At 68.2% G+C, this 20,738-nt stretch carries 16 protein-coding genes and 3 pseudogenes; 16 read left to right on the top strand and 3 right to left on the bottom strand.

The genetic code is table 11. The annotated features are described in order from the left end of the window. Entirely contained in the window at positions 1-954 is a 954-nt protein-coding gene (locus tag F1643_RS12390; RefSeq protein ID WP_194913476.1) for a siderophore ABC transporter substrate-binding protein, read from the bottom strand. A gap of 267 nt (positions 955-1,221) precedes the next feature. Here F1643_RS12390 and F1643_RS12385 point away from each other — a divergent pair, with 267 nt between their 5' ends. The 7 genes and pseudogenes from F1643_RS12385 to F1643_RS23075 all read left to right on the top strand — a co-directional run bounded on the left by F1643_RS12385 (position 1,222) and on the right by F1643_RS23075 (position 8,489). Continuing rightward, positions 1,222-1,659, top strand: coding sequence for an EamA family transporter (locus tag F1643_RS12385; RefSeq protein ID WP_194913475.1), 438 nt, complete (start codon positions 1,222-1,224; stop codon positions 1,657-1,659). Between the two features lie 180 nt (positions 1,660-1,839). Next, entirely contained in the window at positions 1,840-3,267 is a 1,428-nt protein-coding gene (locus tag F1643_RS12380; RefSeq protein ID WP_255542712.1) for a glycosyl transferase family protein, read from the top strand. A gap of 356 nt (positions 3,268-3,623) precedes the next feature. Then, entirely contained in the window at positions 3,624-5,921 is a 2,298-nt protein-coding gene (locus tag F1643_RS12375; protein ID WP_194913473.1) for a TonB-dependent siderophore receptor, read from the top strand. A gap of 121 nt (positions 5,922-6,042) precedes the next feature. Further along, the gene (locus tag F1643_RS12370) at positions 6,043-6,729 is read left to right on the top strand and encodes a Fe2+-dependent dioxygenase (protein WP_194913472.1); all 687 of its coding nucleotides are present in this window, start codon (positions 6,043-6,045) and stop codon (positions 6,727-6,729) included. A 32-nt stretch (positions 6,730-6,761) separates the two neighbouring features. Then, a complete protein-coding gene (locus F1643_RS12365) occupies positions 6,762-7,409 on the top strand; it encodes a tetratricopeptide repeat protein (protein WP_255542711.1) in 648 nt (215 codons plus the stop codon). Then, positions 7,406-7,906 (top strand): annotated as a pseudogene (locus F1643_RS23080) (alpha-hydroxy-acid oxidizing protein); the annotation flags it as partial. The gene F1643_RS12365 and the pseudogene F1643_RS23080, both read left to right, overlap by 4 nt. Positions 7,907-8,027: 121 nt before the next feature. Then, a complete protein-coding gene (locus F1643_RS23075) occupies positions 8,028-8,489 on the top strand; it encodes an alpha-hydroxy-acid oxidizing protein (protein ID WP_255542710.1) in 462 nt (153 codons plus the stop codon). Here the strand turns inward: F1643_RS23075 and F1643_RS12355 are convergent. Further along, positions 8,474-10,105, bottom strand: coding sequence for a class I adenylate-forming enzyme family protein (locus tag F1643_RS12355; protein WP_255542709.1), 1,632 nt, complete (start codon positions 10,103-10,105; stop codon positions 8,474-8,476). The genes F1643_RS23075 and F1643_RS12355 overlap by 16 nt on opposite strands. Before the next feature lie 248 nt (positions 10,106-10,353). Between F1643_RS12355 and F1643_RS12350 the strand changes: the two genes are divergently transcribed. Continuing rightward, on the top strand, positions 10,354-12,156 hold the full coding sequence (locus tag F1643_RS12350) for an alpha/beta fold hydrolase (RefSeq protein WP_255542708.1): 1,803 nt from the start codon (positions 10,354-10,356) through the stop codon (positions 12,154-12,156). On the opposite strand, the pseudogene F1643_RS12345 reads toward F1643_RS12350, so the two are convergent. Continuing rightward, positions 12,125-12,844 (bottom strand): annotated as a pseudogene (locus F1643_RS12345) (IclR family transcriptional regulator); the annotation flags it as partial. The gene F1643_RS12350 and the pseudogene F1643_RS12345 overlap by 32 nt on opposite strands. Positions 12,845-13,213: 369 nt before the next feature. Between F1643_RS12345 and F1643_RS12340 the strand changes: the two are divergent. The 8 genes and pseudogenes from F1643_RS12340 to F1643_RS24765 all read left to right on the top strand — a co-directional run. After that, entirely contained in the window at positions 13,214-14,104 is an 891-nt protein-coding gene (locus F1643_RS12340) for an MBL fold metallo-hydrolase (RefSeq protein ID WP_194913470.1), read from the top strand. A 22-nt stretch (positions 14,105-14,126) separates the two neighbouring features. After that, on the top strand, positions 14,127-15,716 hold the full coding sequence (locus F1643_RS12335; RefSeq protein WP_194913468.1) for an FAD-binding oxidoreductase: 1,590 nt from the start codon (positions 14,127-14,129) through the stop codon (positions 15,714-15,716). Positions 15,717-15,742: 26 nt separating this feature from the next. Then, positions 15,743-16,999: an aconitase family protein gene (locus F1643_RS12330; RefSeq protein WP_194913467.1), complete on the top strand. Its 1,257-nt coding sequence runs from the start codon at positions 15,743-15,745 to the stop codon at positions 16,997-16,999. 8 nt (positions 17,000-17,007) lie between these two features. Further along, positions 17,008-17,571, top strand: coding sequence for a 3-isopropylmalate dehydratase (locus F1643_RS12325; protein ID WP_255542707.1), 564 nt, complete (start codon positions 17,008-17,010; stop codon positions 17,569-17,571). Continuing rightward, positions 17,555-18,415: an oxaloacetate decarboxylase gene (locus F1643_RS12320; protein ID WP_255542706.1), complete on the top strand. Its 861-nt coding sequence runs from the start codon at positions 17,555-17,557 to the stop codon at positions 18,413-18,415. Before F1643_RS12325 ends, F1643_RS12320 begins: the two co-directional genes overlap by 17 nt. Positions 18,416-18,489: 74 nt before the next feature. Next, positions 18,490-19,632: an ABC transporter substrate-binding protein gene (locus F1643_RS12315; protein WP_194913465.1), complete on the top strand. Its 1,143-nt coding sequence runs from the start codon at positions 18,490-18,492 to the stop codon at positions 19,630-19,632. Between the two features lie 273 nt (positions 19,633-19,905). Then, positions 19,906-20,316 carry a hypothetical protein gene (locus tag F1643_RS12310; protein ID WP_194913464.1) on the top strand — a complete coding sequence of 137 codons (411 nt, stop codon included), beginning with the start codon at positions 19,906-19,908 and terminating at the stop codon, positions 20,314-20,316. Next, positions 20,313-20,675, top strand: a pseudogene (locus F1643_RS24765) (branched-chain amino acid ABC transporter permease); the annotation flags it as partial. The gene F1643_RS12310 and the pseudogene F1643_RS24765, both read left to right, overlap by 4 nt. Positions 20,676-20,738: the final 63 nt, after the last annotated feature.

The raw sequence follows: 20,738 nt of genomic DNA, 5'->3' as shown, positions 1-20,738 counted from the left end.
TCACGCCTTTCCCGTCAGGGCCGCCTTGATGTCGTCGGCATCCTGCTGCATTGCGTTCAGCCCGCCGCCGATCAGGTACCAGTTCGCCGCGTTCAGATAGACCACCTGCCCCTTCTGCCATGCGGCGGTCCGGCGCACGATGTCGTTGTCCAGCAGTTGCTTGGCCGACTGGCCTTCCCGGCCGATGGCGGAATCGCGGTCGAGCACGAACAGCCAGTCCGGGTTGGTCTGCAGGATGAACTCGAAGTTGATCGCCTGCCCGTGGTTGGAGGTGTCGAGCTTCTCCGCCGCCGGCACCACGCCATATTCGGTGTGGAGCACGCCGAAGCGCGACCCCGGACCATAGGCGCTGATCTTGCCGCCGGTGGTCAGTATCAGCAGGCCCTTGCCTGCCCCGCCCGCGATCGACTTCACCTCGGCGATCGTCGCGCGCAGCTTGTCGGCACGGGCCTTCACCTCGGCGCTCTTGCCGAAGATGCGGCCCAGGATGTCGGCGTTCTCCAGCGCGCTGTCGAAGAAGCGCTCCGGTTTCACCGTCAGGTCGATGGTGGGGGCGATGGCCGACAGCTCGGCATATTTCGGGGCGGACCGGCCGCCGACGACGATCAGGTCGGGCTGGGCGGCGTTCACAGCCTCGTAGTCCGGTTCGAACAGCGTGCCGATCCTGGCATAGCCGGGGCCGTCATACTTGGCGAGGTAAGCCGGCTTCGACTGGGTCGGCACGCCCGCCACCGGAACGCCCAGCGCATCCAGCGTGTCGAGCGACGCCATGTCGAAGCACAGCACCTTGTTGACCGCCTTGGGCAGCTTCGTCTCGCCCTGGGAATGGCGAATGGTGCCGGCGGCGGCGGTCTGGCCGAAGGCCGCACGCGGCATCAGGAAGGGCGCCAAGCCGGAAACCCCGATCGCCAGACCTGCCGTCAACAAATCCCTGCGGCGCGTCACGATGGTCATCACAACTCCCAAAATTATCCGGAATGCGCCGGACCTGCGGACGCCGATGGGCGCGGGACAGGTCCGGGCGGGCAGGAAGGACCGGTGCGCCCCCGGGGCCGGTCCGATGGCATATGCTAACGACTCTAATTCTCACTTGCAAAAACTTCCGCCTGGGGCGATGCGACGCAGTACGGATGGCGGCCATGCCCGCGCTTGGACCTCCATGCTTCGGGTGCCGCCGGCGCTTTTGCGATCGCCGTGGAAAAGATGAAGGGAATCAAAAGAATGCCCGATGGCCTGTTTCCCTCCTGGATGCTGTCGGCCTTGTTGTCGGCCTGCTTCGCGGCACTGACCGCGATTTTCGCCAAGGTCGGGGTGGAGGGTGTCGGCGCCGACATGGCGACCCTGATTCGTACAGCCGTCATCTTTCTGCTGCTGGTCGTCATCGTCGTCTCGTCGGGCCAGTCGCTGGCGCCATCCGCCGTTTCGGGGAAGACCTGGCTGTTCCTGGTCCTGTCTGGTCTCGCCACCGGAGCGTCCTGGCTCTGCTATTTCCGCGCGCTGAAGCTCGGTCCCGCCTCCCAGGTGGCGCCCGTCGACAAGCTCAGCGTCGTGCTGGTCGCCCTGTTCGGCGTGCTGTTCCTCGGCGAGAAACTGTCGGCGCCGAACTGGCTCGGCGTCGTCCTGATCGCCGCCGGCGTGATCCTGCTGGCCTTCAAGTAGGCACCGCAACGGCTTGCGCTCGTTCGCGAGTGAGTATCATTATCGCTAGGACCCCAGCCTTCAATGGATCGGAGAAAGCACCATATGGGCACCATGAGCGATCGTCCGCCCGCGCCTGCGGACCGGCTCGAATCCCGCCGGGGTTCCAGCCGAGCAAGCGACAAATTGACGCGCGGGCGCATGATCGTGGCGCTGGATGCCCTTCTGTCGAAGCGGAACGTCACGCTGGCGGCCCGGGAACTGGACATGCAGACCCCGGCGCTCAGCCGCCTGCTCGGCCAGATGCGGGAGGAGTTCGGCGATCCGCTGTTCGTCCGCTCCGGCCGCGGCCTCGTCCCCACCCCCTTTGCCGAGGCGCTGCGGCCGAAGGTGCAGGCTCTGGCGGCGGCCATCGACGACCTGTTCCAACCGACCATCGCCAGCCGACAGTCCGAGCCCTTCGATCCGGGCTGGAACGTACCGTCGTCCATTGCGGTCCCGCCGCTGGCGATGCGGCCGGCCAACCTGCTGGACGGCCAGCCCTCCCCGGCGGAGGTGGCCGCCAATCTTGATCGGGTCGGCCAAAGCACCTCCCCCCATGACCGGCTGGCCCGGAACATTGGCGTTCTCGGCATTGCCGGCGGCGGCCATGGCCGCCCGCTGACCATGGAGGAAGCGGAAGAGGCGATGGCCATCGTCCTGGCCGGCGAAGCGGATCCGATCCAGACCGGCGCGCTGTTCGGCATGATGCGCGTGCGCGGTGCGACCGCGCCGGAACTCGCCGGCTTCGTGCGGGCGATGCAGGGTCATGTCGCCGCCCGGTTCGAAGGCCGCTTTGGCAGGACGCACGCCTCCGGACCGGCATCCCGTCTTGAGGCCGACCTCGACTGGCCCTGCTTCACCTCGCCCAACTACCACAACCCGCCCTGGTTCTTTCACGCAGCCAAGCTGGTGGCGCAGGCCGGGCACCGCGTCCTGCTGCACGGCAACACCGGCAGCGGCCCCGCCGCCGGGCGGTACGAGGTGGTGGCCGCCGCGCTCGGGATCCCCGTCTGCTCGACCGCGGACGACATCGGCGCCGCTTTGGCGACGCAGCGGATCGCCTATGTTCCGCTGACGGCGCTTGCTCCCCAGATCCACCGGCTGATCGGCCTGCATCGGCTGACCCAGTTCCGCAACGCAGCCCTGGAGGCGGTCCATCTGCTGAGGCCGGCCGGCGGTCACACCAGCCTGTTGGGCGTGACCAAGCCGTCGCACCGCGAACTGCATCGCGACACCGCGCGCCTGCTGGGCTTGCCCCACATCTCCGTGCTGGGCAGCGTGCGCGACGTCGCCCAATACACGCCCTTCCGCCCGGCAACCATCCATCGCCTGATCGACGGCAAGCCGAACGACCTCGCCCTCCCTTCCCGCATGGCGGAGCCGCCGGCCACGCCCCGGCCGCGCGGCACCAGCCTGGAGTACTGGCAAGGGGTGTGGACCGGTGCGATGCGCGACAGCAGGGCGGAGCGGATCATCGTCGGCACCGCGGCCTTCGCCCTGTTCTCCCTGCCTGGCACCACGGGCGGCGGGTTCGATGAGGCGATGGACAGGGCGGACTATCTGTGGAAGCAACGGCAGTCGCGCTGAACCGCGATGCGGATGCAAATCATTCTTATTAACGGCGTGATATTTCAGCAACACAGCTGATGCTGCCGTCCGCCACCGTCGCGCCCGCACAGTGAATCCGCTGGCGTCGATCGCCTTTAACCTACTGATACATAAAGGAAATACGAGTTTCCGCTGGCAGCGCTCCCTCCTGGCTGGCGGTCGCCTCTCCACCCCTGCTCGGCGCAGAAAAGCTCACCCGCACCCGCTTTGGTAAGTTGGCGATTTTGCAATTTAGAATGATTCTGAATTTCGTCTGTTGTGGGAGGCGGCTATCCCATTGGTAGAAGGCGGTCCAGCGATCGTCCAATCACCTCGGCGCATTTCGGGAGAGCTTGATGCGACAGACCACGTCCCCCACCGGACTGAGACCCCTTCTGGCCGGTGCGGCCGCCACGGCCAGCCTGGCCATGACCTTCGCCATTCCGGCGACGGCCGATGCGCAGACGGCCGGCACGGGAACGGGCTCTCCGGGGACGGGTCCGACGCCGCAGCGCTCGTCCACCGACGCCCTCCAGCTCGATTCGATCAAGGTCGATGCCGTTGCGCCGGAAACCGGCAACGTCAATGCCGCCCCCACCGGCGTGTCCCGCCTGCCGGAAACGGTCAAGGACACGCCGCGCGTCGTCAACGTCGTGCCGCAGGAGATCATCGAGCAGCAGCGCGCCACCTCGCTGGAACAGACCCTGCGCAACGTGCCGGGCATCACCATTTCGACCGGTGAAGGCAACGGCGGCCAGAACGGCGACCAGTTCCGCATCCGCGGCCTGACCGCGCGCGGCGACATCTACAGCGACGGCCTGAAGGATTTCGGCGTCTACACCCATGACGTCTTCAACACCGAAACGGTGCAGGTCTTCAAGGGCCCGTCAGGCAACGGCTTCGGCGTCGGCAACTCCGGCGGCGTGATCAACCAGGGCACCAAGAAGGCGTCGCTGCAGCCGAAGGTCCAGATCGACCAGTCGGTCGGCACCGGCCCGACCTACCGCACCACGGTGGACATCAACCAGCCACTCGGCGACACCGCGGCGCTGCGGGTGAACGGCCTCTACCACACCCAGAACGTCGCCGACCGCGACGAGGTGGAAGCCGACCGCCGCGGCATCGCCGCCGACCTGGGCCTGGGCCTGGGCACGCCGACCACCTGGCACCTGAACTACGCCTTCCTGAAGGGCGAGAAGACGCCCGACATGGGCCAGCCGATGGTGCAGGGCCGCGACGGCATCTTCCGTCCGGCGGGGGAGTTCGGCCTGGACCGGAAAACTTCATACGTCCGCAACCTCGACCGCGACGACACCTCCAACCACATCCTCACCTCGACCTTCGCGCATGAGGTGAACAAGGCGCTGTCGGTCTACAACGACTCCCGCTTCAGCCATTACGAGCGCAATTTCGCCGCCACCAACCCGGCGTCGCTCAGCGGTGCCGCCGCCACCCAGTTCCTGGCCGGCCGCAACCCGGCGCTGACCTATGGCGCCGGAGGCGGCATGGCCTTCAAGCAGCAGGGCTTCGGCGTCCAGAACGTGACCGGCGCCAAGGTGAACGGCGAGCTGTTCGGCCTGCGCCACTCGTTCAACGGCGGCCTGGACGTCAGCTATCAGCGCGACAAGCGCGAATCCGGCAGCTGGGTCAACCGCACCAACACCCAGACAGTCCGCACGCCGACCCACAGCTATGCCGCCAACACCGCCATCCTCTATCCGGCGGCCGGCGGGCGCGAATCCAGCGTGACCAACACCGGGCTGTTCGTCACCGACCGCGTGTGGCTGTTCGACACGCTGTCGGTCCAGGGCGGCCTGCGCTGGGACTATTTCCGCACCAGCTTCAGCGCCGCCGATCCGGCGATCGCCGGCGGTTCCGCTTCCGAGCGCACCTGGAGCCCGTCGGTCAGCCTGATCTATGAACCCACCCCGGATTCGTCGGTCTATGCCTCCTACTCGCGCTCCTACAAGCCGATCGGCACCGACATTGCCGCGGCGGTCACCAACGGCACGGCGGAGACGCCGAACGGCGCCCGCAGCTTCGATCCGGAGCAGACCGACCTCTACGAGATCGGCGGCAAGGCCGACTTCCTGAACGGCCGGCTGGGCGTCAGCGGCGCCATCTTCCAGGCCGAGAAGTCGAACACCTACTCGGTCGATCCCGCCACCGGCACCGTCACCGACGGCTTCTCCGAATCCGGTCTCGGCGTCCGCGTCCGCGGCTTCGAGGCCAGCATCAGCGGCAAGGTGACGGAGCACTGGAACATCTACACCAACTACGCCTACCTGAACGGCAAGGTGACGGAGTCCCGCAGCAACCCGGCGCTGGTCGGCAAGGTGGCTCCCAACGTGCCGAAGCACAATGCCAGCCTGTGGACGACCTACGAGTTCGAAGCCGGCATCCCCGGCAAGTTCACGGTCGGCGGCGGCATGCAGGTGGCGTCGGAATACTGGTCGGACAGCGCCAACACCGCCCGCGTTCCCCATACCTTCTCGGCCGATGCGGTGGTGTCCTACGAATACCGCAACGTTTCCGTGGCCCTGAACGGCTACAACCTGACCGACCATCGCAACTACAGCTCGGCCTTCAACGCCGTCCGCGCGGTCCCGGCCTCCGGCCGCACCGTCATGCTGACGACGGGGCTGACGTTCTGAAAGTTCCCTCTCCCCCGCTCACGCGCAAACTTCGTTTGCGCTGACGCGGCAGGCGGACCATTGGTCCGCCGAAAGCGGGGAGAGAGGGGGAAGCCGCTGCCCATCACAAGGACCTTCTCACGTGCTCCTGCAGATCCCCGACATCCTCACCGCAGACGAAGTCGCGCAGTGTCGGGCGGTGCTGGAAGCCTCGCCCTGGGTCGACGGGCGCGTCACCGCGGGCGATCAGGCCGCCGGCGCCAAGCACAACCTGCAAATCCCCGAGGAAAGCGAGACCGCGCGGGAACTGGGCGTCGTCATCCTGCGCGCGCTCGCCCGCAGCCCGGCCTTCAATTCCGCCGTCCTGCCGCTGCGGGTCCTGCCGCCGATGTTCAACCGCTACGACCGGGCGATGACATACGGCTATCACGTCGACAACAGCATCCGCGCCATCCCCGGCACCGGCGGCATGCGCATGCGGGCCGACGTGTCGACCACCATCTTCCTCAGCGATCCCGAGGATTACGACGGCGGCGAGCTGATCGTCGAGGACACCTACGGCACCAAATCGGTCAAGCTGCCGGCCGGCCACGCCGTGGTCTATCCGTCCAGCAGCCTGCATCAGGTCAGCCCGGTGACGCGGGGCTCGCGCTGGGCCTCTTTCTTCTTCACCCAGTCGATGGTCCGCGACGACGGGCTGCGCGCCATGCTCTACGACCTCGACATGGCGATCATCGAGCTGCGGCAAGAGCTTGGCGACGGCCACCACGCCGTGCTGTCGCTGGTCAACCATTACCACAACCTGCTGCGCCGCTGGGCGGAGGTGTGATGGCGGAGCGTGCGCGGACCGGATCGCCAGGGTTGAGCGTCGCGGACACCCTGCTGGCGCTCGGCCAGTCCTGCCTCGACCGCGGCGAGGGCGAACAGGCCTATGGCTGGTTCCGCAGCGCCGCGCGCGGCGGGGACGCACGCGCCGTCAACATGCTGGGCCGCTGCCATGAGCATGGCTGGGGCGTTCCCGCCGATCCGGTCCAGGCAGCCGCACATTACCGCAAGGCTGCCGCGCTCGGCGACGGCTGGGCGCTGTTCAATCTCGCCGATCTGCATTGCCGCGGCGTCGGTGTTCCCGCCGATGACGTGGCGGCCTACCGCCTCTATGCCGCCGCCGCTGCCAAGGGCATCGCCAAGGCGCTGAACATGCTGGGCCTGCTCCACGAGAGCGGCCGCGCGGTGTCTGCCGACGATGCGGCGGCCCGCGCCCTGTTCAAGGCGGCGGCGGAGGGCGGCGACTGCTGGGGTCGCTTCAACTATGCCCGCATGCTTCTGCTCGACGGCCTGTGCGACGAGGCGCTGCGCTGGTTTCGCCTTGCGCTCGACAGCGGCTTCCCCGACTTCTACCGCAGCATGGCCACGGCACTGGCGCCGCACCCCGACCCGCGGATCCAGGCGCTGGCCGCGCAGGCCGTCGCACTCGCCGACCCCGGCTCCCCGCAGGAAAGCCGCCGATGAGCGTTCCGCCCGACACCGTTTCACTGTTCGATTATGAACGCCACTTCAACGACCGCGTCGATCCGGCCACCCGCGCCTATATCGGCGGGGCCGGGGCGGACGGCATCACCCAGCGCGCCAACCGCGAGGCTTTCGACCGCCTGCGCCTGATGCCGCGCGTGCTGCGCGACCTGTCCAACGCCACCGCCCGCTCGACCCTGTTCGGCGAGACGCTCGATTACCCGATCATCCTGGCGCCGATGGCCTATCACAAGCTGGTCCATCCCGATGGCGAACTGGCGACGGTGGAGGCCGCCGGCCTGACGCGCAGTTGGATGACGGTCAGCACCCAGGCCAGCGTGCGCCTGGACGAGATCTCAGCGCGGGCGACGGCGCCGCTGTGGTTCCAGCTCTACACCCAGCCGCGGCGGGAGGACACGCTGACCCTGATGCGGCGGGCGGAGGATGCCGGGTGCCGGGCGCTGGTCCTGACGGTGGACGCGCCGGTCAACGGCATGCGCAACATGGTACAACGCGCCGGCTTCCGCCTGCCGCCGACCATCGCCCCGGTCAACCTCGGCCGGCCTCGCCCCCGACGGCTTCAGACCGCCCCGGCCCGGCAGCCCGGTGTTCCAGGGCATGCTCCACGCCGCCCCGACCTGGGACACGGTGGCGTGGCTGTGCGGCGAGACGCCCCTGCCCGTCCTGCTCAAGGGCATCCTCAACCCCGACGACGTGGAGCCCGCCATCGCGGCCGGAGCCGGCGGAATCATCGTCTCCAACCATGGCGGCCGGACGCTGGACACGCTGCCCGCCACCATCGACGCGCTGCCGGCGGTCGCCGCCAGGGCCGCCCGCCGCCTGCCGGTGCTGATGGACGGCGGCATCCGCCGCGGCACCGACATTCTGAAGGCGCTGGCACTCGGCGCCGACGCCGTGCTGGTCGGCCAGCCGGTGCTGCACGCGCTGGCCATCGGCGGGCTGGCCGGCGTCGCCCACATGCTGACGCTTCTCCAGACCGAGCTTGAGGTCGCCATGGCGCTGACCGGCCGCGCGACCCTGGTCGAGATCGACCGTTCGGTGATCTACCCGTCCTCGTGAGCAGGGTTTATGTGGCGGAGACCCGGTCGCGCAACACGCGCTTCGTCACCTTGCCGTTGGCATTGCGCGGCAGCGCGTCGCCCAGCAGGGTCACGTAGTCGGGCACCTTGTAGTCGGCGAGATTGGCCCGGCAGAAGTCGCGCCACGTCGTCCTCGGTCAGGCCGCCGGATTTGGAGATGACGAAGACGTGGATCTTCTCGCCCAGCACCGGATCGGGATGGGCGACCACTGCCGCCTCCACCACGTCGGCATGGCGGACCAGCAGGTTTTCGACCTCCACACTATAGATCTTGTGGCCGCCGCGGTTGATGACGTCGTTCTTGCGATCATAGAGCCGCAGATAGCCCTGCCCATCCAGCGCGCCGATATCGCCCGAGCGCCAATAGCCGTCGACGAAGCTGTCGCGGGTGGCATCCTCGCGGTTCCAATAGCCGCGGATGGTCATCGGCCCGCGGATCCACACCTCCCCGCACACCCCCGGCGGGCATTCGCGCCCCTGTTCGTCGACGATCCGCAGGTCGCCGCAGGGCACGCACAGGCCGACCGAATCCAGGCAGGCGCGGGTGTGGCCGATGGGAACCACGCTGATGATGGTGGCGCATTCGGTGGAGCCGTAGGCGTTCAGCAGATGCAGGTCGGGCAGCCGCTCCGCCATCGCCTCCACCGTCGCTTCCGGCATCGGCGCACCGCCGAAGCCGCCGATGCGCCAGGACGACAGATCGTAGCGGCTGAAATCGGCGCGCAGCAGGCAGAGATTGTACATCGCCGGGACCAGCACAGTGGTGGTCATGCGCTCCCGGCTCGCCAGATCCAGGAATCCGGCGACGTCGAAGGCCGGCATCATCACCGTGCAGCCGGCGACGCGGATCATCGCCATCACCACGGCGACCAGCCCGGTGACATGCGAGGCCGGCACAGCCAGCACCGCCCGCTCCCCCTCGCGGTAGTCCCAGCATTCCTCGAAATGCATGGCGGAGTGGATGATGTTCACATGGGCCAGCAAGGCGCCCTTCGGCTTCCCGGTGGTGCCGGAGGTGTAGAGGATGACGGCGGTGTCCTCCTCCCCCTGATCCGCCATCGGGCTTGGAAGGGAGGCGTCGGTTTCCAGCAGATCCTCGAACGGCCGGCAGCCCTCCACCGCGCCGCCGGCCGACAGCCGCAGGGCCAGCGACGGCACCTCCTCGGCGGTGGGCATGCGGTCGGCGAGGGCGGCGTCATGGACGAGGATGGAGGCGCCGCAATCGTTCAGGATCCCGGCGATGCCCGGCCGCTGTTCGCGCGCGCTGATCGGCACCGCAACGATACCGGCACGGGCCGCCGCCAGCAGCGCGATCAGGAACTCCGCCCGGTTGCTCAGCACCAGGGCCATGCGCTCGCCCGGCTTGGCACCTCTTGCCATCAGCCCAGCGACGGCGCGCGTCACCAGCGCGTCCAGCCGGGCATAGCTGTAGCGCCGCTCGCCATCCACCATCGCCTCGCCATCGGGCCGGCGGGACACGGCATCGCGGAACATGGCGTCGACGGTCGCCGGACGCTCGCTGTAGCATGGTACGAGACGCGTGCCGAAAAGCAGCTCGCGCCGTTTGGGAACGCCCGTTCCTTCCGGCCAGGCCATGCCCGTCCTCCCTGACGATTTCGTTGAATTCCATGAACGGGCCGGCGCCGCAGCCGCGGAACTCCGCGCATGAGCCGGCGCCGCCCTTGTCGATCTAGGTTCGACTATGTCATTCTATGAAATGAGTGTCAAACAGCGGCACAGTCCGTGGCGGCAACAATATGGCCGCGACCGGCGCAGCGGCACTCGGCACCCCCTTCGTACAAAGAAATGCAGGCATTCGCCGCCTGCCGACCGGGAGGACATCCATGTCGACACCTCATTACGTGACCATCAAACAGGGCCAGCTGCGCGTCTGGCGCAGCGGGTCCGGCCCCGACCTGCTGGTGCTGCCCGGCCTGATCGCCGCCGCCCGCACCCGCGCCGACCGGTTGGCCCGCGACCTGCCGGGCTGGACCGTCACCGCGGTCGATCTGCCGGGAACCGGCGGGTCGAGCGGCATGTGGGCGGAGGACACCACCGGCTTGGCGCGCGTCATCGCGGAGGCCGCTGGCGCGCTGGGCCTTCCCCCCTGCCCGCTGCTCTCCTTCGACCTTTCGGCGCCGCTGGCCGTCGCGCTGCAGGACGGCGGGACAAGTTGGCGTCCCGACACCGTCCTGCTCGCCGATGCGGCAGCGGCGGAAGGCTGGACGCAACGCCGCCTGACCCCCGCCCCGCTGGCCCCGCGCGACGACGGCACCCACCTGGCCGTGCTGTGGGCGCATCTGCGCGATGCCCATGTTCTGGAGCCGCGCGACGCCCGGCATCCGGCCGCACAAGGCGCTCCCCTGCCCGCTCCCGACACCCTGGACGCGATGCTGCGCATCGCCGCAGCGGCGCCGCACCGCTATGAGGCGCTGTGGAGCCTGTGCCTGGACGCGATGCCGAACGTCACCGACAAAGCCGGCATCGTCCGTGTCGAAGACCTCGGCGCAACCGCCAAAGCCCTGGCATCCATGGCGTCCGGCCGGCCCGATGCCCGACCGCTGCCGCCGACGCAGCCGGTCTCCGATCCGCTGCGGGTCTGGCACGACTATGCCGACACGCCGCAGGGCCGCGTCCATCTGCGCCGGGCCGGCCGCGGCCGGCCGCTGCTGGCGCTGCAATCGGCGCCCGGATCCTCGGCGCCGCTGCTGCCGCTGCTGCACGGTCTGGCTCCGGGATGGGAGGTCATCGCTCCCGACTATCTCGGCAACGGCGAGTCCGACAAGCCCGACCGCACGGTCGATATCGGCATGCTGGCAGAGGATGCGCTGGCGGTCGCCGACGCGCTCGGCCTCGACAGCTTCGATCTGTGGGGCACCCACACGGGCGCGCTGGTGGCGCTGGAACTGACGGTTCGCCATCCCGACCGCGTCGGCCGCGCGGTGCTGGAGGCGCCGGTGCTGATTCCACCCGACTTCAGCGCCGACATCCTGACCCATTACTTCCCTCCGCTGGTCGCCGACCGCTGGGGCCTGCACCTGCTCCAGGCCTGGAACATGCGGCGCGACATGTTCCTGTTCTGGCCGTGGTACAGGCAGGAGCGTGCCGCCGCCCGCGCCATCGGCGTCCCCGACGCGGCGGTGCTGCATGACTGGACCATGGGCCTGCTGGCGAGCGGCGCGCATTACGACCGCTCCTACCGCGCCGCCTTCCACTACGACACCCGCGCCCGGCTGCCGCGCCTGACCCGGCCGGCGCTGATCTGCGCCGGGCCTGCCGACATGCTGGTGGAAGGGTTGGCGGAGGCGAAGCAGCTGGCGCCGGCAGGAACGGAGGTCACGCCGACCCCGGCCACCGTCTGGTATCCCGGCCAGGCGGCGGACGCCGTGGAGGCGACCATCGCTTGCTACGCCGCCTTCCTGCGCGGCGACAGCGCCGCTGATTTCGCACCGCGTGGCATAGAGCGACACAACGCCCCCCGCCGCCATCATCCCCCGAGCACCGATTGGCACGGGCGGCGCGGTGCAGCGGCGGGGCCGACAGCGAATAGAGGTTGGACGAGATCTCCCGCACCGCGCCGCGCATGTCGTCCAGGAAATTGGGCTGGCCGTTGCGGACGATGTGGGGGGTCAGTCCGGTCAGGCTGACCGCCGCGATCAGCCGTCCGTCCGGGTCGAACAGCGGCATGGCGATGGCCGCCAGCCCCTCGATCACGTCGTCGACCGCCATCGACCAGCCGCGGTCCCGCACCTCCTCCAGTTCCTTCGCCAGCTGGCGGGGGTCGGTGGTGGTGTGGGGGGTGAGGCGGGTGGTCCCGCGCGCCAGCACGCGCTCCACCTCCGCCTCCGGCAGATAGGCCAGCAGCACGCGCGGCGCGGCGCCGCAATTCATCGGCAATTGCCCGCCGACGATCCACCAGCGCACCTCCACCGACCGGTCGCTGTGGAACTGGTCCAGGCACACCGCCGATCCGTCATGGTAGACCGACAGGAATACGGTGCTGCCGGTGGTTTTCGCCAGCCGCGACAGGATGGTGGAGGCGATCTGGCGCAGGTCGCGGCGCTCCGGTACCGCCCCCGCCAGCTTGAGGATCTCCAGCCCCAGGCTGTATTTCTGGCTCTGCGCGTCGAAGGCGGCGAAGCCGTCCTGCACCAGCGTCAGCAGGATGCGCCGCGCCGTCCCCTTGTCGAGCTTCGCAGCGGTCGCGACCTCGGTCAGGGTCAGCGTCGGCCCTTCCTGATAGAAGCTGCGCAGCACGGCCAGAGCGCGCGACACGGCGCGAACGCTGAGGCCGTTCTTTTCCGCGCCCTGGTTGTCGTCCTGTTCGGTGTCCATACGTTCAAGCCCCTTATGGATGTCGCGTGCCCCGATGCCAGGCGGAAGCCCCGGTGTCCGGCACAGCCGGTGGATGGCGGCGCAGTCGCGCTGATCCCGTCACAGGTGCAGTGCGCCGGTAGCATTGAGGGCGCCCGCGCAGTTGCGCAACCCCTTTCCACCATCCCTGACGCAGTCCATCGTTCGTGTCAAACAGTGAAACCATTTTTGCCTGTTGACACAGTCGAGCGCAAATGGTTTCCTTTGCCAACAAACAGAACAAGCGCGCCGCCATCGCCCCGGCAGATGGCCGGCGCCTCATGTTCCGGCCTGCCGCAGTCTCCCCGCCTTCCGAGACCGGCCGCCGGCACCCTGCACGAGGGGAGGACAATGCAAACCATCGCCCTGGGTGCGTTCACGGTCACGCGGATCGAGGAAATGCTGACGCCGGGTTTCGACCCCGGTTTCCTGTTTCCGGCCTATGACGAGGCGATCCTGACCCGGAACCCCGATCTGGCCGAACCGAACTTCCTCGACCCGGCATCAAAGCGCCTGATGTCGAGCATGCACAGCTGGCTGATCCGCACCGACCGCCATGTGATCCTGGTCGATACCGGCTGCGGCAACCACAAGGAACGCCACACGCCGGGCTTCGAGCGCTTCCACATGCTGGACAAGCCCTATCTGCGCCACCTCGCCGACGCCGGCGTGCGGCCGGAGGACGTGACGCTGGTCATCAACACCCACCTGCACATCGACCATGTCGGCTGGAACACCCAGCTGGTCGACGGGCGCTGGGTCCCGACCTTCCCCAATGCCCGCTACATCTACGGCGCGCAGGAGTTCAAGCACTGGCGCAGCCCGGACGGCGGTCTGGTCGGCATGCCCGGCAACGGCCCGGTGATGGAGGACAGCGTCATGCCGGTGTGGGAAGCCGGACAGGTCGACCTGATCGAGGACGGCGACCGCATCCTCGACGGCCTGTCGGTGGAGCTGGCTCCCGGCCACACCGCGGGGCAGATGTTCGTCCGTCTGGAGTCCGACCGCCACGCCGCCTACTTCACCGGCGACTGCCTGCACCAGCCGATGCAGGTGTGCCGTCCGGACTGGAACAGCCGCTTCTGCGAGGACCAGGGGCAGGCCGTGGCGACCCGCCGCCGGCTGCTGGACCATGCCGCCGACCGCAACGCCCTGGTGTTCCCCGCCCATTTCGGCGCTCCCCACACCGGTTATGTGCGCCGGACGGCCGAGGATTTCCGCTTCGAGCCGCTCGCGGCCTGACCTTACCCAAGAGGGACATTCCATGAGCATCGCCGCCCTCGAAGGCACGGCCACCCTGCTTGACGCCCTGCGCGCCGCACTTGGCGCCGACGGCCTGCTGGATGACGAGAAGAGCCGCGACTTCTACGCCAACGACGTGTTCTGGCAGCCGGGCATTCCGCCGCTCGCCATCGCCCTGCCGCGCGACCGCGATCAAGTCGCCGCCGCCATCCGCGCCGCGCATGACGCCAGCGTCGCCGTCGTGCCACGCGGCGGCGGCATGTCCTACACCAAGGGCTATCTGCCGAAGCGGCCGGATTCGGTCGTCATCGACAGCCGCCGGCTGAACCGCATCGTCGAACTCAACACCGACAGCCTCTATGTGACGGTGGAGACCGGCTGCACCTGGGCCGCGCTGAACGAGGCGCTGGAGGGTACCGGCCTGCGCACCGGCTATTGGGGGCCGCTGTCGGGCATCAACGCCACCATCGGCGGCGCCCTGTCGCAGAACAGCGCCTTCTTCGGCTCCGCCCTGCACGGCACCGTGGCGGAAAGCGTGCTGGGCGTCACCGTGGTGCTGGCCGACGGGCGCGTCGTCACCACCGGATCGGGCGGGCGTGTCGACACCAAGCCCTTCACCCGCTCCGGCGGTCCCGACCTGACCGGCCTGTTCCTGGGCGACAACGGCGCCATGGGCTTCAAAGTGGCGGCGACGCTGCGGCTGCACCGCCGGCCCGAACACAGCGACTTCCTGTCCTTCGGCTTCGCCACCATGCAGGCGATGGCCGCCGCCCAGGTGGAGATGGCGCGGGCGCGCTGCGTGTCGGAAGGCTTCGGCATCGACCGCACCAAGGTCGAGCATTCGGCCAGCGTCAACAAGCTGTCGGACGGGCTGAAGACGCTGGGCAACGTGGCGAAGGCCGGCAAGTCGCTGTTCCAGGGGGCCAAGGAGGCGCTGAGCGTCGCCACCGCCGGCACCGCCTTCCTCAAGGACCACAACTTCACCCTCCATCTGGTGGTGGAAGGGCGCAGCGAAACCCAGCTGCGCGAGGCGATGCAGACGGTGCGCGAGATCGGCGCCCGCCACGGCAAGGAGATCGAGAACAGCGTGCCGAAGGTCATGCGCTCCAAGCCCTTCGGGCCAGTGCGCGGCATGCTGGGTCGCGAGGGCCAGCGCTGGGTGCCGATCCACGCCATCTTCCCGCTGGGCGACGCCGACAAGGCGGTCGCCGCCAACGACGCCTTCTTCGCGGAGAAGCGCGGCTTCATGGAGCAGCACGGCATCATCTATTCGGTGATGACGATGACGGTCGGCAACGACTTCTTCCTGGAGCCGGCCTTCTACTGGACCGACGAGATCACGCCGCTGCATGCCGCCAGCCTGGGCGAGGAGGTGGTGAAGCCCTGGCGCGACCGCCCGGCCAACCCGGCGGCGCGCAACGCGGTGGCGGAACTGCGCCGGGCGACGCAGGAGCTGTACTGCAGCCTGGGCGGCGTCAGCTGGCAGGTCGCCCGCGACTATCCGTTCCGCGAGATCATGACCCCCGAAACCTGGTCGCTGCTGGAGGGCGTCAAGCGCGCCGTCGATCCGCAGGGGCTGATGAATCCCGGCTCCCTCGGCCTCGATAGCTGACGGACGGGAGCGGAGAGATCCACGCCATGGGCTACACCATCACCGAGAAGATCCTGGCACGCGCGGCGGGGCTGCCCGCGGTGCGCGCCGGACAGGACATCAAGGCGAAGCCGGACTTCGTGCTGGCCTACGACTTCCCCGGCTACACCGACGTCTATTTCAAGACGATGAAGGAGGATTTCGGCATCGAGCGGGTGGTCGAGCCGGAACGCTTCGGCATCTTCATCGACCACATGGTGCCGACCGCCACCGCCAAGGAGGAAGAGCTTCACATCAACACGCGCAACTGGTGCGCGGAGAACGATGTGCCGCTGTTCGAACGCCACGGCATCGGCCATCAGGTGGCGGCCGAGGTCGGCTATGCGACGCCCGGCGCCTTCGTCGTCCATTTCGACGGCCATGTCAGCCAGCTCGGCACCTTCGGCACGCTCGCCATCGGCCTGCGCCGCAACGTGATGGAGGCCTTCGTCAGCGACACCGTGTCGATCCGCGTACCGGACACCGTGCGGGTGAACCTGCGCGGGTCGTTGCGGCCCGGCGTGATGGCGCGCGACGTCTTCCACCATCTGGTGCGCCGGCTGGGACCGAGTTCCTGCCGCTTCCAGGTGCTGGAACTCGGCGGGCCGTCGGTGGCGGCGATGTCGACGGAGGGGCTGCAGACCATCACCGGGCTCGCCATGTTCACCGGCGCGCTGACCGCCATCGTCAATCCCGACCCGGTGCGACTGGACTACGCCCTGCCCCGTGCGCGCAAGAAGCTGGAACCGGTGTCGAGCGACCCGGACGCGCGCTATTCCGCCGTCCACGACATCGACCTGTCGGACCTGGAGCCCATCGTCGTCGTGCCCCCGACCCCGGCCGACACCCGCGACCTGACCGAGTTCCTGGGGCTGGAGATCAATGCCGGCTATCTCGGATCCTGTGCATCGGGCCGGCTGGAGGATCTGCGGGCGGCGGCCAAGGTTCTGGAGGGCCGCCGGGTCAAGACCGGCGTGTCGCTGCACATCGTGCCGACCAGCCAGGAACTGATGGCGGCGGCGGCGCGCGAGGGGCTGGTGTCCACGCTGGTGGAGGCCGGAGCCTTCGTTTCCTCCCCCAGCTGCGATTACTGCTTCGGCCGCATCGCGACGATGACGGCGGGCCAGCGCGCGGTGTCCACCGGCACGCTGAACGTCCGCGGCCGGATGGGCAGCCCGGATTCGGAAATCTACCTGTGCAACGCCGCGGTGGTCGCCGCCTCCGCCATCGAAGGCCGGATCGCCGATCCGCGCCCGTATCTGTGAGGCCGAGGATGAGTGAAACCGCACTCCCCATGCCGGCGATGAAGGGCCGCGTCGCCTTCATCTTCGACGAGGTGAATTTCGACGTCGACCAGATCGTCGGGGTCAAGAACATCAAGATCACCGACGTGGCCGAGCTGGCGCAGCTCGCCATGCAGAGCTACGACCCGGACTTCGCCAAATCGGTGCGGCCGGGCGACCTGCTGGTGGGCGCCGACAACTTCGGCTACGGCCACCCGCATTACCCGCCGATGAAGGCGATGCGCCATCTCGGCATCACCGGTGTGATCGCGGAGTCCTTCTCTCCCGGCTATTGGCGCGGCGAGGTCAGCATGGGCTTCCCGCAGGTCAGCTGCCCCGGAATCCTCGGCTTCGTCCGGCGCTGGGACGAGATCGAGGTGGACTGGGCGGCGGGCGTGGTCCGCAACCACAGCCAAGGCACTGAAATTCCCTATGAGCCGCTGCCGCAGGCGGATGCCGAGATGATCGAGGCCGGCGGCCTCGTCCCCTTCCTGAAGCGGCAGGCGGCCCAGCAACGCGAACAAAAGGACCATGCCCATGTCTCGGGGATCTGAATTCCGCAACCGCGTGCTGGCGCAGAAGACCGTCTGGTCGGCTGGCGCCTATGACGCCCTGTCCGCCCGCTTCATCGAGGCCGCCGGTTTCGACGCGCTGATGACCTCGGGCTTCGGCGTCTCCGCCTCCTTCCTCGGCCAGCCGGACGCCGAGCTCTACACCATGTCGGAAAACCTGACGGTGGTCCGCAACGTGGTGTCGGCGGTCAATGTCCCGGTCATCGCCGACATCGACACCGGTTACGGCAACGCCATCAACGTGATGCGCACGATCCGCGAGTTCGAGGCGTCGGGCGTCTCGGCCGTCATCATGGAGGATCAGGTGGCGCCCAAGCGCTGCCCGATCTGCGTCGGCGGGGTCGAAGTGATCCCGATGGACGAGGGCGTCGCCAAGATCCAGGCGGCGGTCGAGGCCCGGCGCGATCCCAACATGCTGATCATCGCCCGCACCGACGTGGTCGATCCGGCCGCCGCCATGGAGCGCGGACGCGCTTATGTCGCGGCCGGCGCCGACATGATCCAGCCGATCAGCAAGTGCTTCAAGGACATCGGCGGCTTGCGCGCCATGCGCGAGGCCGTCGGCGTGCCGCTGTCGCTGCAGCTTCTCGGCTGGCTGGAAAAGCTGTCGGCCGACGAGGTGGAGGAGGTGGCCGGCATGGCGACCTACGCGCTGGTGCCGCTGATGACCGTCGCCTCGGCGCTGAAGGAGAATCTGGCGGCGCTGGCGGAACGCCGCTCCACCAGCGGCCTGCCGCGCCCGGTCACCGACCATAACAGCTTCATCGACTTCATCGGCTTCCCGCAGATCGAGGAACTGCAGAAGCGCTACCTGAAAACCGCCTGACCATCCTTTGCCGGCGGACCACCCCGCCGGGTCCAAGGGCCAACCAAAAGACGACCATTCCACGGAGGAACCCCATGTTCGGTAGGCGCACTCTCCTGGCCGCCGCGGCGGCCCTGGCCCTGGCCATCCCCGTCGCCGGCACCACCGGCGCTCACGCGCAGCAGCCCCCGGTCCGCATCGCCCTGATCGGCCCGATGAGCGGCACCGGCGCCTTCGAAGGTCAGCTCGGCCTGGAAGGCGCGCAGGCGATGGCGGCGGTCATCAACGCCAACGGCGGCGTGGCCGGCGGCCGCAAGCTGGAACTGCTGACCTACGACGACAAGGGCTCCCCCGAGGACGGCGTCAGCGCCGCCAAGCGGGCGATGGAGCAGGACAACGTCGATATGATCATCGGCGGCTGGTTCAGCGCCGTCGCCCTGTCGATGAAGGAAGTGACGCGCGACAAGATCATCACCGTCATGACCAGCTCGCAGCACCCGAAGGTGACGGAGGAAGGGCACAAGTACCTGTTCCGCCTGAACGCCACCTCGGCCATGATGTCGGAGTTCTATTCCAAGGCGATCTGCGAGCGCATCAAGCCCAAGTCCATCGCCTTCATGAACGTCAACGACGACTGGGGCCGTCTGGAGCTGGACAACTACACCAAGCTGCTGACCGGCTGCGGCATCGAGGTGAAGGGCCACGAGTTCTACAACCGCACCGACACGGACTTCACCACCGCCCTGACCAAGCTGAAGTCGCTGAACGCCGACGCGATCTACGTCGCGGCGATCAACACTTCGCAGGGCGCCACCATCTACCGGCAGATCAAGCAGACCGGCTACCGCGGCAAGGTCATCGCGTCCGCCGGCAACATGAACCCGAAGCTGGTCGAGCTGTCCGGCAATGCGCTGGAGCAGGTCTATTCCGCCTCGCCCTTCACCGAGGACGCCGCCGCCCCGTCGCTGAAGCCGTGGCTGGAGCAGTACCGCAAATCCTACAAGAACGAGCCGTCCTTCATCGCCGCGCTCGGCGCCCAGGCGGTCCAGACCCTGGCCTTCGGCATCGACGCCGCCGGCGGCGACCCGCGCGCCTACGACAAGATCGCAGCGGCCCTGAAGTCGCAGGCCGTCCCGACCGTGATGGGCGAACTGCGCTTCTCCGACAAGGGCCAGGCGAGCCAGGCGATCCATCTGGTGCAGGTCCAGAAGAAGCAGATCGTCAGCGTCCGGGACTGAGCGGCTGTGATGGACGCCCTCTCCCCGGACGCTGCGTGATCTGCATATCTCCAGGCCTCGTCAAGCCTCTGGGACCACAGGAACCTTGCGTCATCCCCGCGAAGGCGGGGATCCAGGAAACTCCGCGGTTCAGCCGCTGAGTCCGCTGGATTCCCGCCTTCGCGGGAATGACGGCCGAAGAAGTCCTTCGGTCCCGGTAGCCACGCGAACCTCAGAGATGCGCATCACCTGGGGAGAGGGCCCCCCGGAAAGCCCCCGACAGGAAGATTCGATATGGATTTCACCGTCTTCGCCCAGCAGATCGCGAACGGCCTGGTCAACGGGATGGCCTATGTGCTCATCGCCACCGGGCTGACGCTGGTCTTCGGGGTGCTGCGCATCGTGAATTTCGCCCATGGCGAGTTCTACATGCTCGGCGCCTACATCACCTATTTCATCGGCACCCTGCTCGGGCTCGACTATATCGCGGCGGCGGCGATCTCGGCGGTGGTGGTGGCGGGGCTCGGCATCGCCGCCAACAGGCTGATCTTCTGGCCGCTGCGCCGCGACCATGAATTCACCATCCTGCTGTCCAGCCTGGGCCTCGCCCTGCTGATCGCCAACGGCGGCGAGTTGCTGTTCGGCGCCGATCCGAAATATGTCGAGAGCCCTTCGCCGACGAGATCCTGGACATCGGCACGGTGACGCTGACCCAGCAGCGCGTGCTGGTCTTCGCCGCCGCGGTGGTGGCGCTCATCGCGGTCTATCTGTTCATCCGCTATTCGCGCTTCGGCAAGATGATGCGGGCGACGGCGCAGAATCCGAACGGGGCGGCGCTGACCGGCATCAACATCAAGCTGGTCCACGCCTACACCTTCGCGCTGGCCTGCGGGCTGGCGGCGCTGTCGGGCGCCCTGGTCGGTCCCACCGTGATGATCTTCCCGACCATCGGCAACTGGGCGGTGCTGAAGGGCTTCATCGTCGTCATCATGGGCGGTCTGGGCAGCGTCACCGGCGCCCTGTTCGCCGGCCTGCTGCTGGGCGTCATCGAATCGCTGGGCGGCGGCTACATCTCCCTCGGCTTCATGGAGGCGATCGGCTACGCGATGATCATCGCGGTCCTGCTG

It is taken from the genome of Azospirillum sp. INR13 (genome assembly GCF_015390205.1).
Classification (GTDB): Bacteria; Pseudomonadota; Alphaproteobacteria; order Azospirillales; family Azospirillaceae; genus Azospirillum.
This window is presented reverse-complemented; position numbering and strand designations above follow the sequence as displayed.

Bases quoted from the DNA above. Each gene is read 5' to 3' on its own strand.
- F1643_RS12335 (WP_194913468.1), top strand. From the start codon at position 14,127: ATGAGCATCGCCGCCCTCGAAGGCACGGCCACCCTGCTTGACGCCCTG.
- F1643_RS12330 (WP_194913467.1), top strand. From the start codon at position 15,743: ATGGGCTACACCATCACCGAGAAGATCCTGGCACGCGCGGCGGGGCTG.
- F1643_RS12390 (WP_194913476.1), bottom strand. From the start codon at position 954: ATGACCATCGTGACGCGCCGCAGGGATTTGTTGACGGCAGGTCTGGCG.
- F1643_RS12385 (WP_194913475.1), top strand. From the start codon at position 1,222: ATGCCCGATGGCCTGTTTCCCTCCTGGATGCTGTCGGCCTTGTTGTCG.
- F1643_RS12350 (WP_255542708.1), top strand. From the start codon at position 10,354: ATGTCGACACCTCATTACGTGACCATCAAACAGGGCCAGCTGCGCGTC.
- F1643_RS12310 (WP_194913464.1), top strand. From the start codon at position 19,906: ATGGATTTCACCGTCTTCGCCCAGCAGATCGCGAACGGCCTGGTCAAC.
- F1643_RS23075 (WP_255542710.1), top strand. From the start codon at position 8,028: ATGCTCCACGCCGCCCCGACCTGGGACACGGTGGCGTGGCTGTGCGGC.
- F1643_RS12375 (WP_194913473.1), top strand. From the start codon at position 3,624: ATGCGACAGACCACGTCCCCCACCGGACTGAGACCCCTTCTGGCCGGT.
- F1643_RS12380 (WP_255542712.1), top strand. From the start codon at position 1,840: ATGATCGTGGCGCTGGATGCCCTTCTGTCGAAGCGGAACGTCACGCTG.
- F1643_RS12325 (WP_255542707.1), top strand. From the start codon at position 17,008: ATGAGTGAAACCGCACTCCCCATGCCGGCGATGAAGGGCCGCGTCGCC.
- F1643_RS12320 (WP_255542706.1), top strand. From the start codon at position 17,555: ATGTCTCGGGGATCTGAATTCCGCAACCGCGTGCTGGCGCAGAAGACC.
- F1643_RS12355 (WP_255542709.1), bottom strand. From the start codon at position 10,105: ATGGCCTGGCCGGAAGGAACGGGCGTTCCCAAACGGCGCGAGCTGCTT.
- F1643_RS12340 (WP_194913470.1), top strand. From the start codon at position 13,214: ATGCAAACCATCGCCCTGGGTGCGTTCACGGTCACGCGGATCGAGGAA.
- F1643_RS12315 (WP_194913465.1), top strand. From the start codon at position 18,490: ATGTTCGGTAGGCGCACTCTCCTGGCCGCCGCGGCGGCCCTGGCCCTG.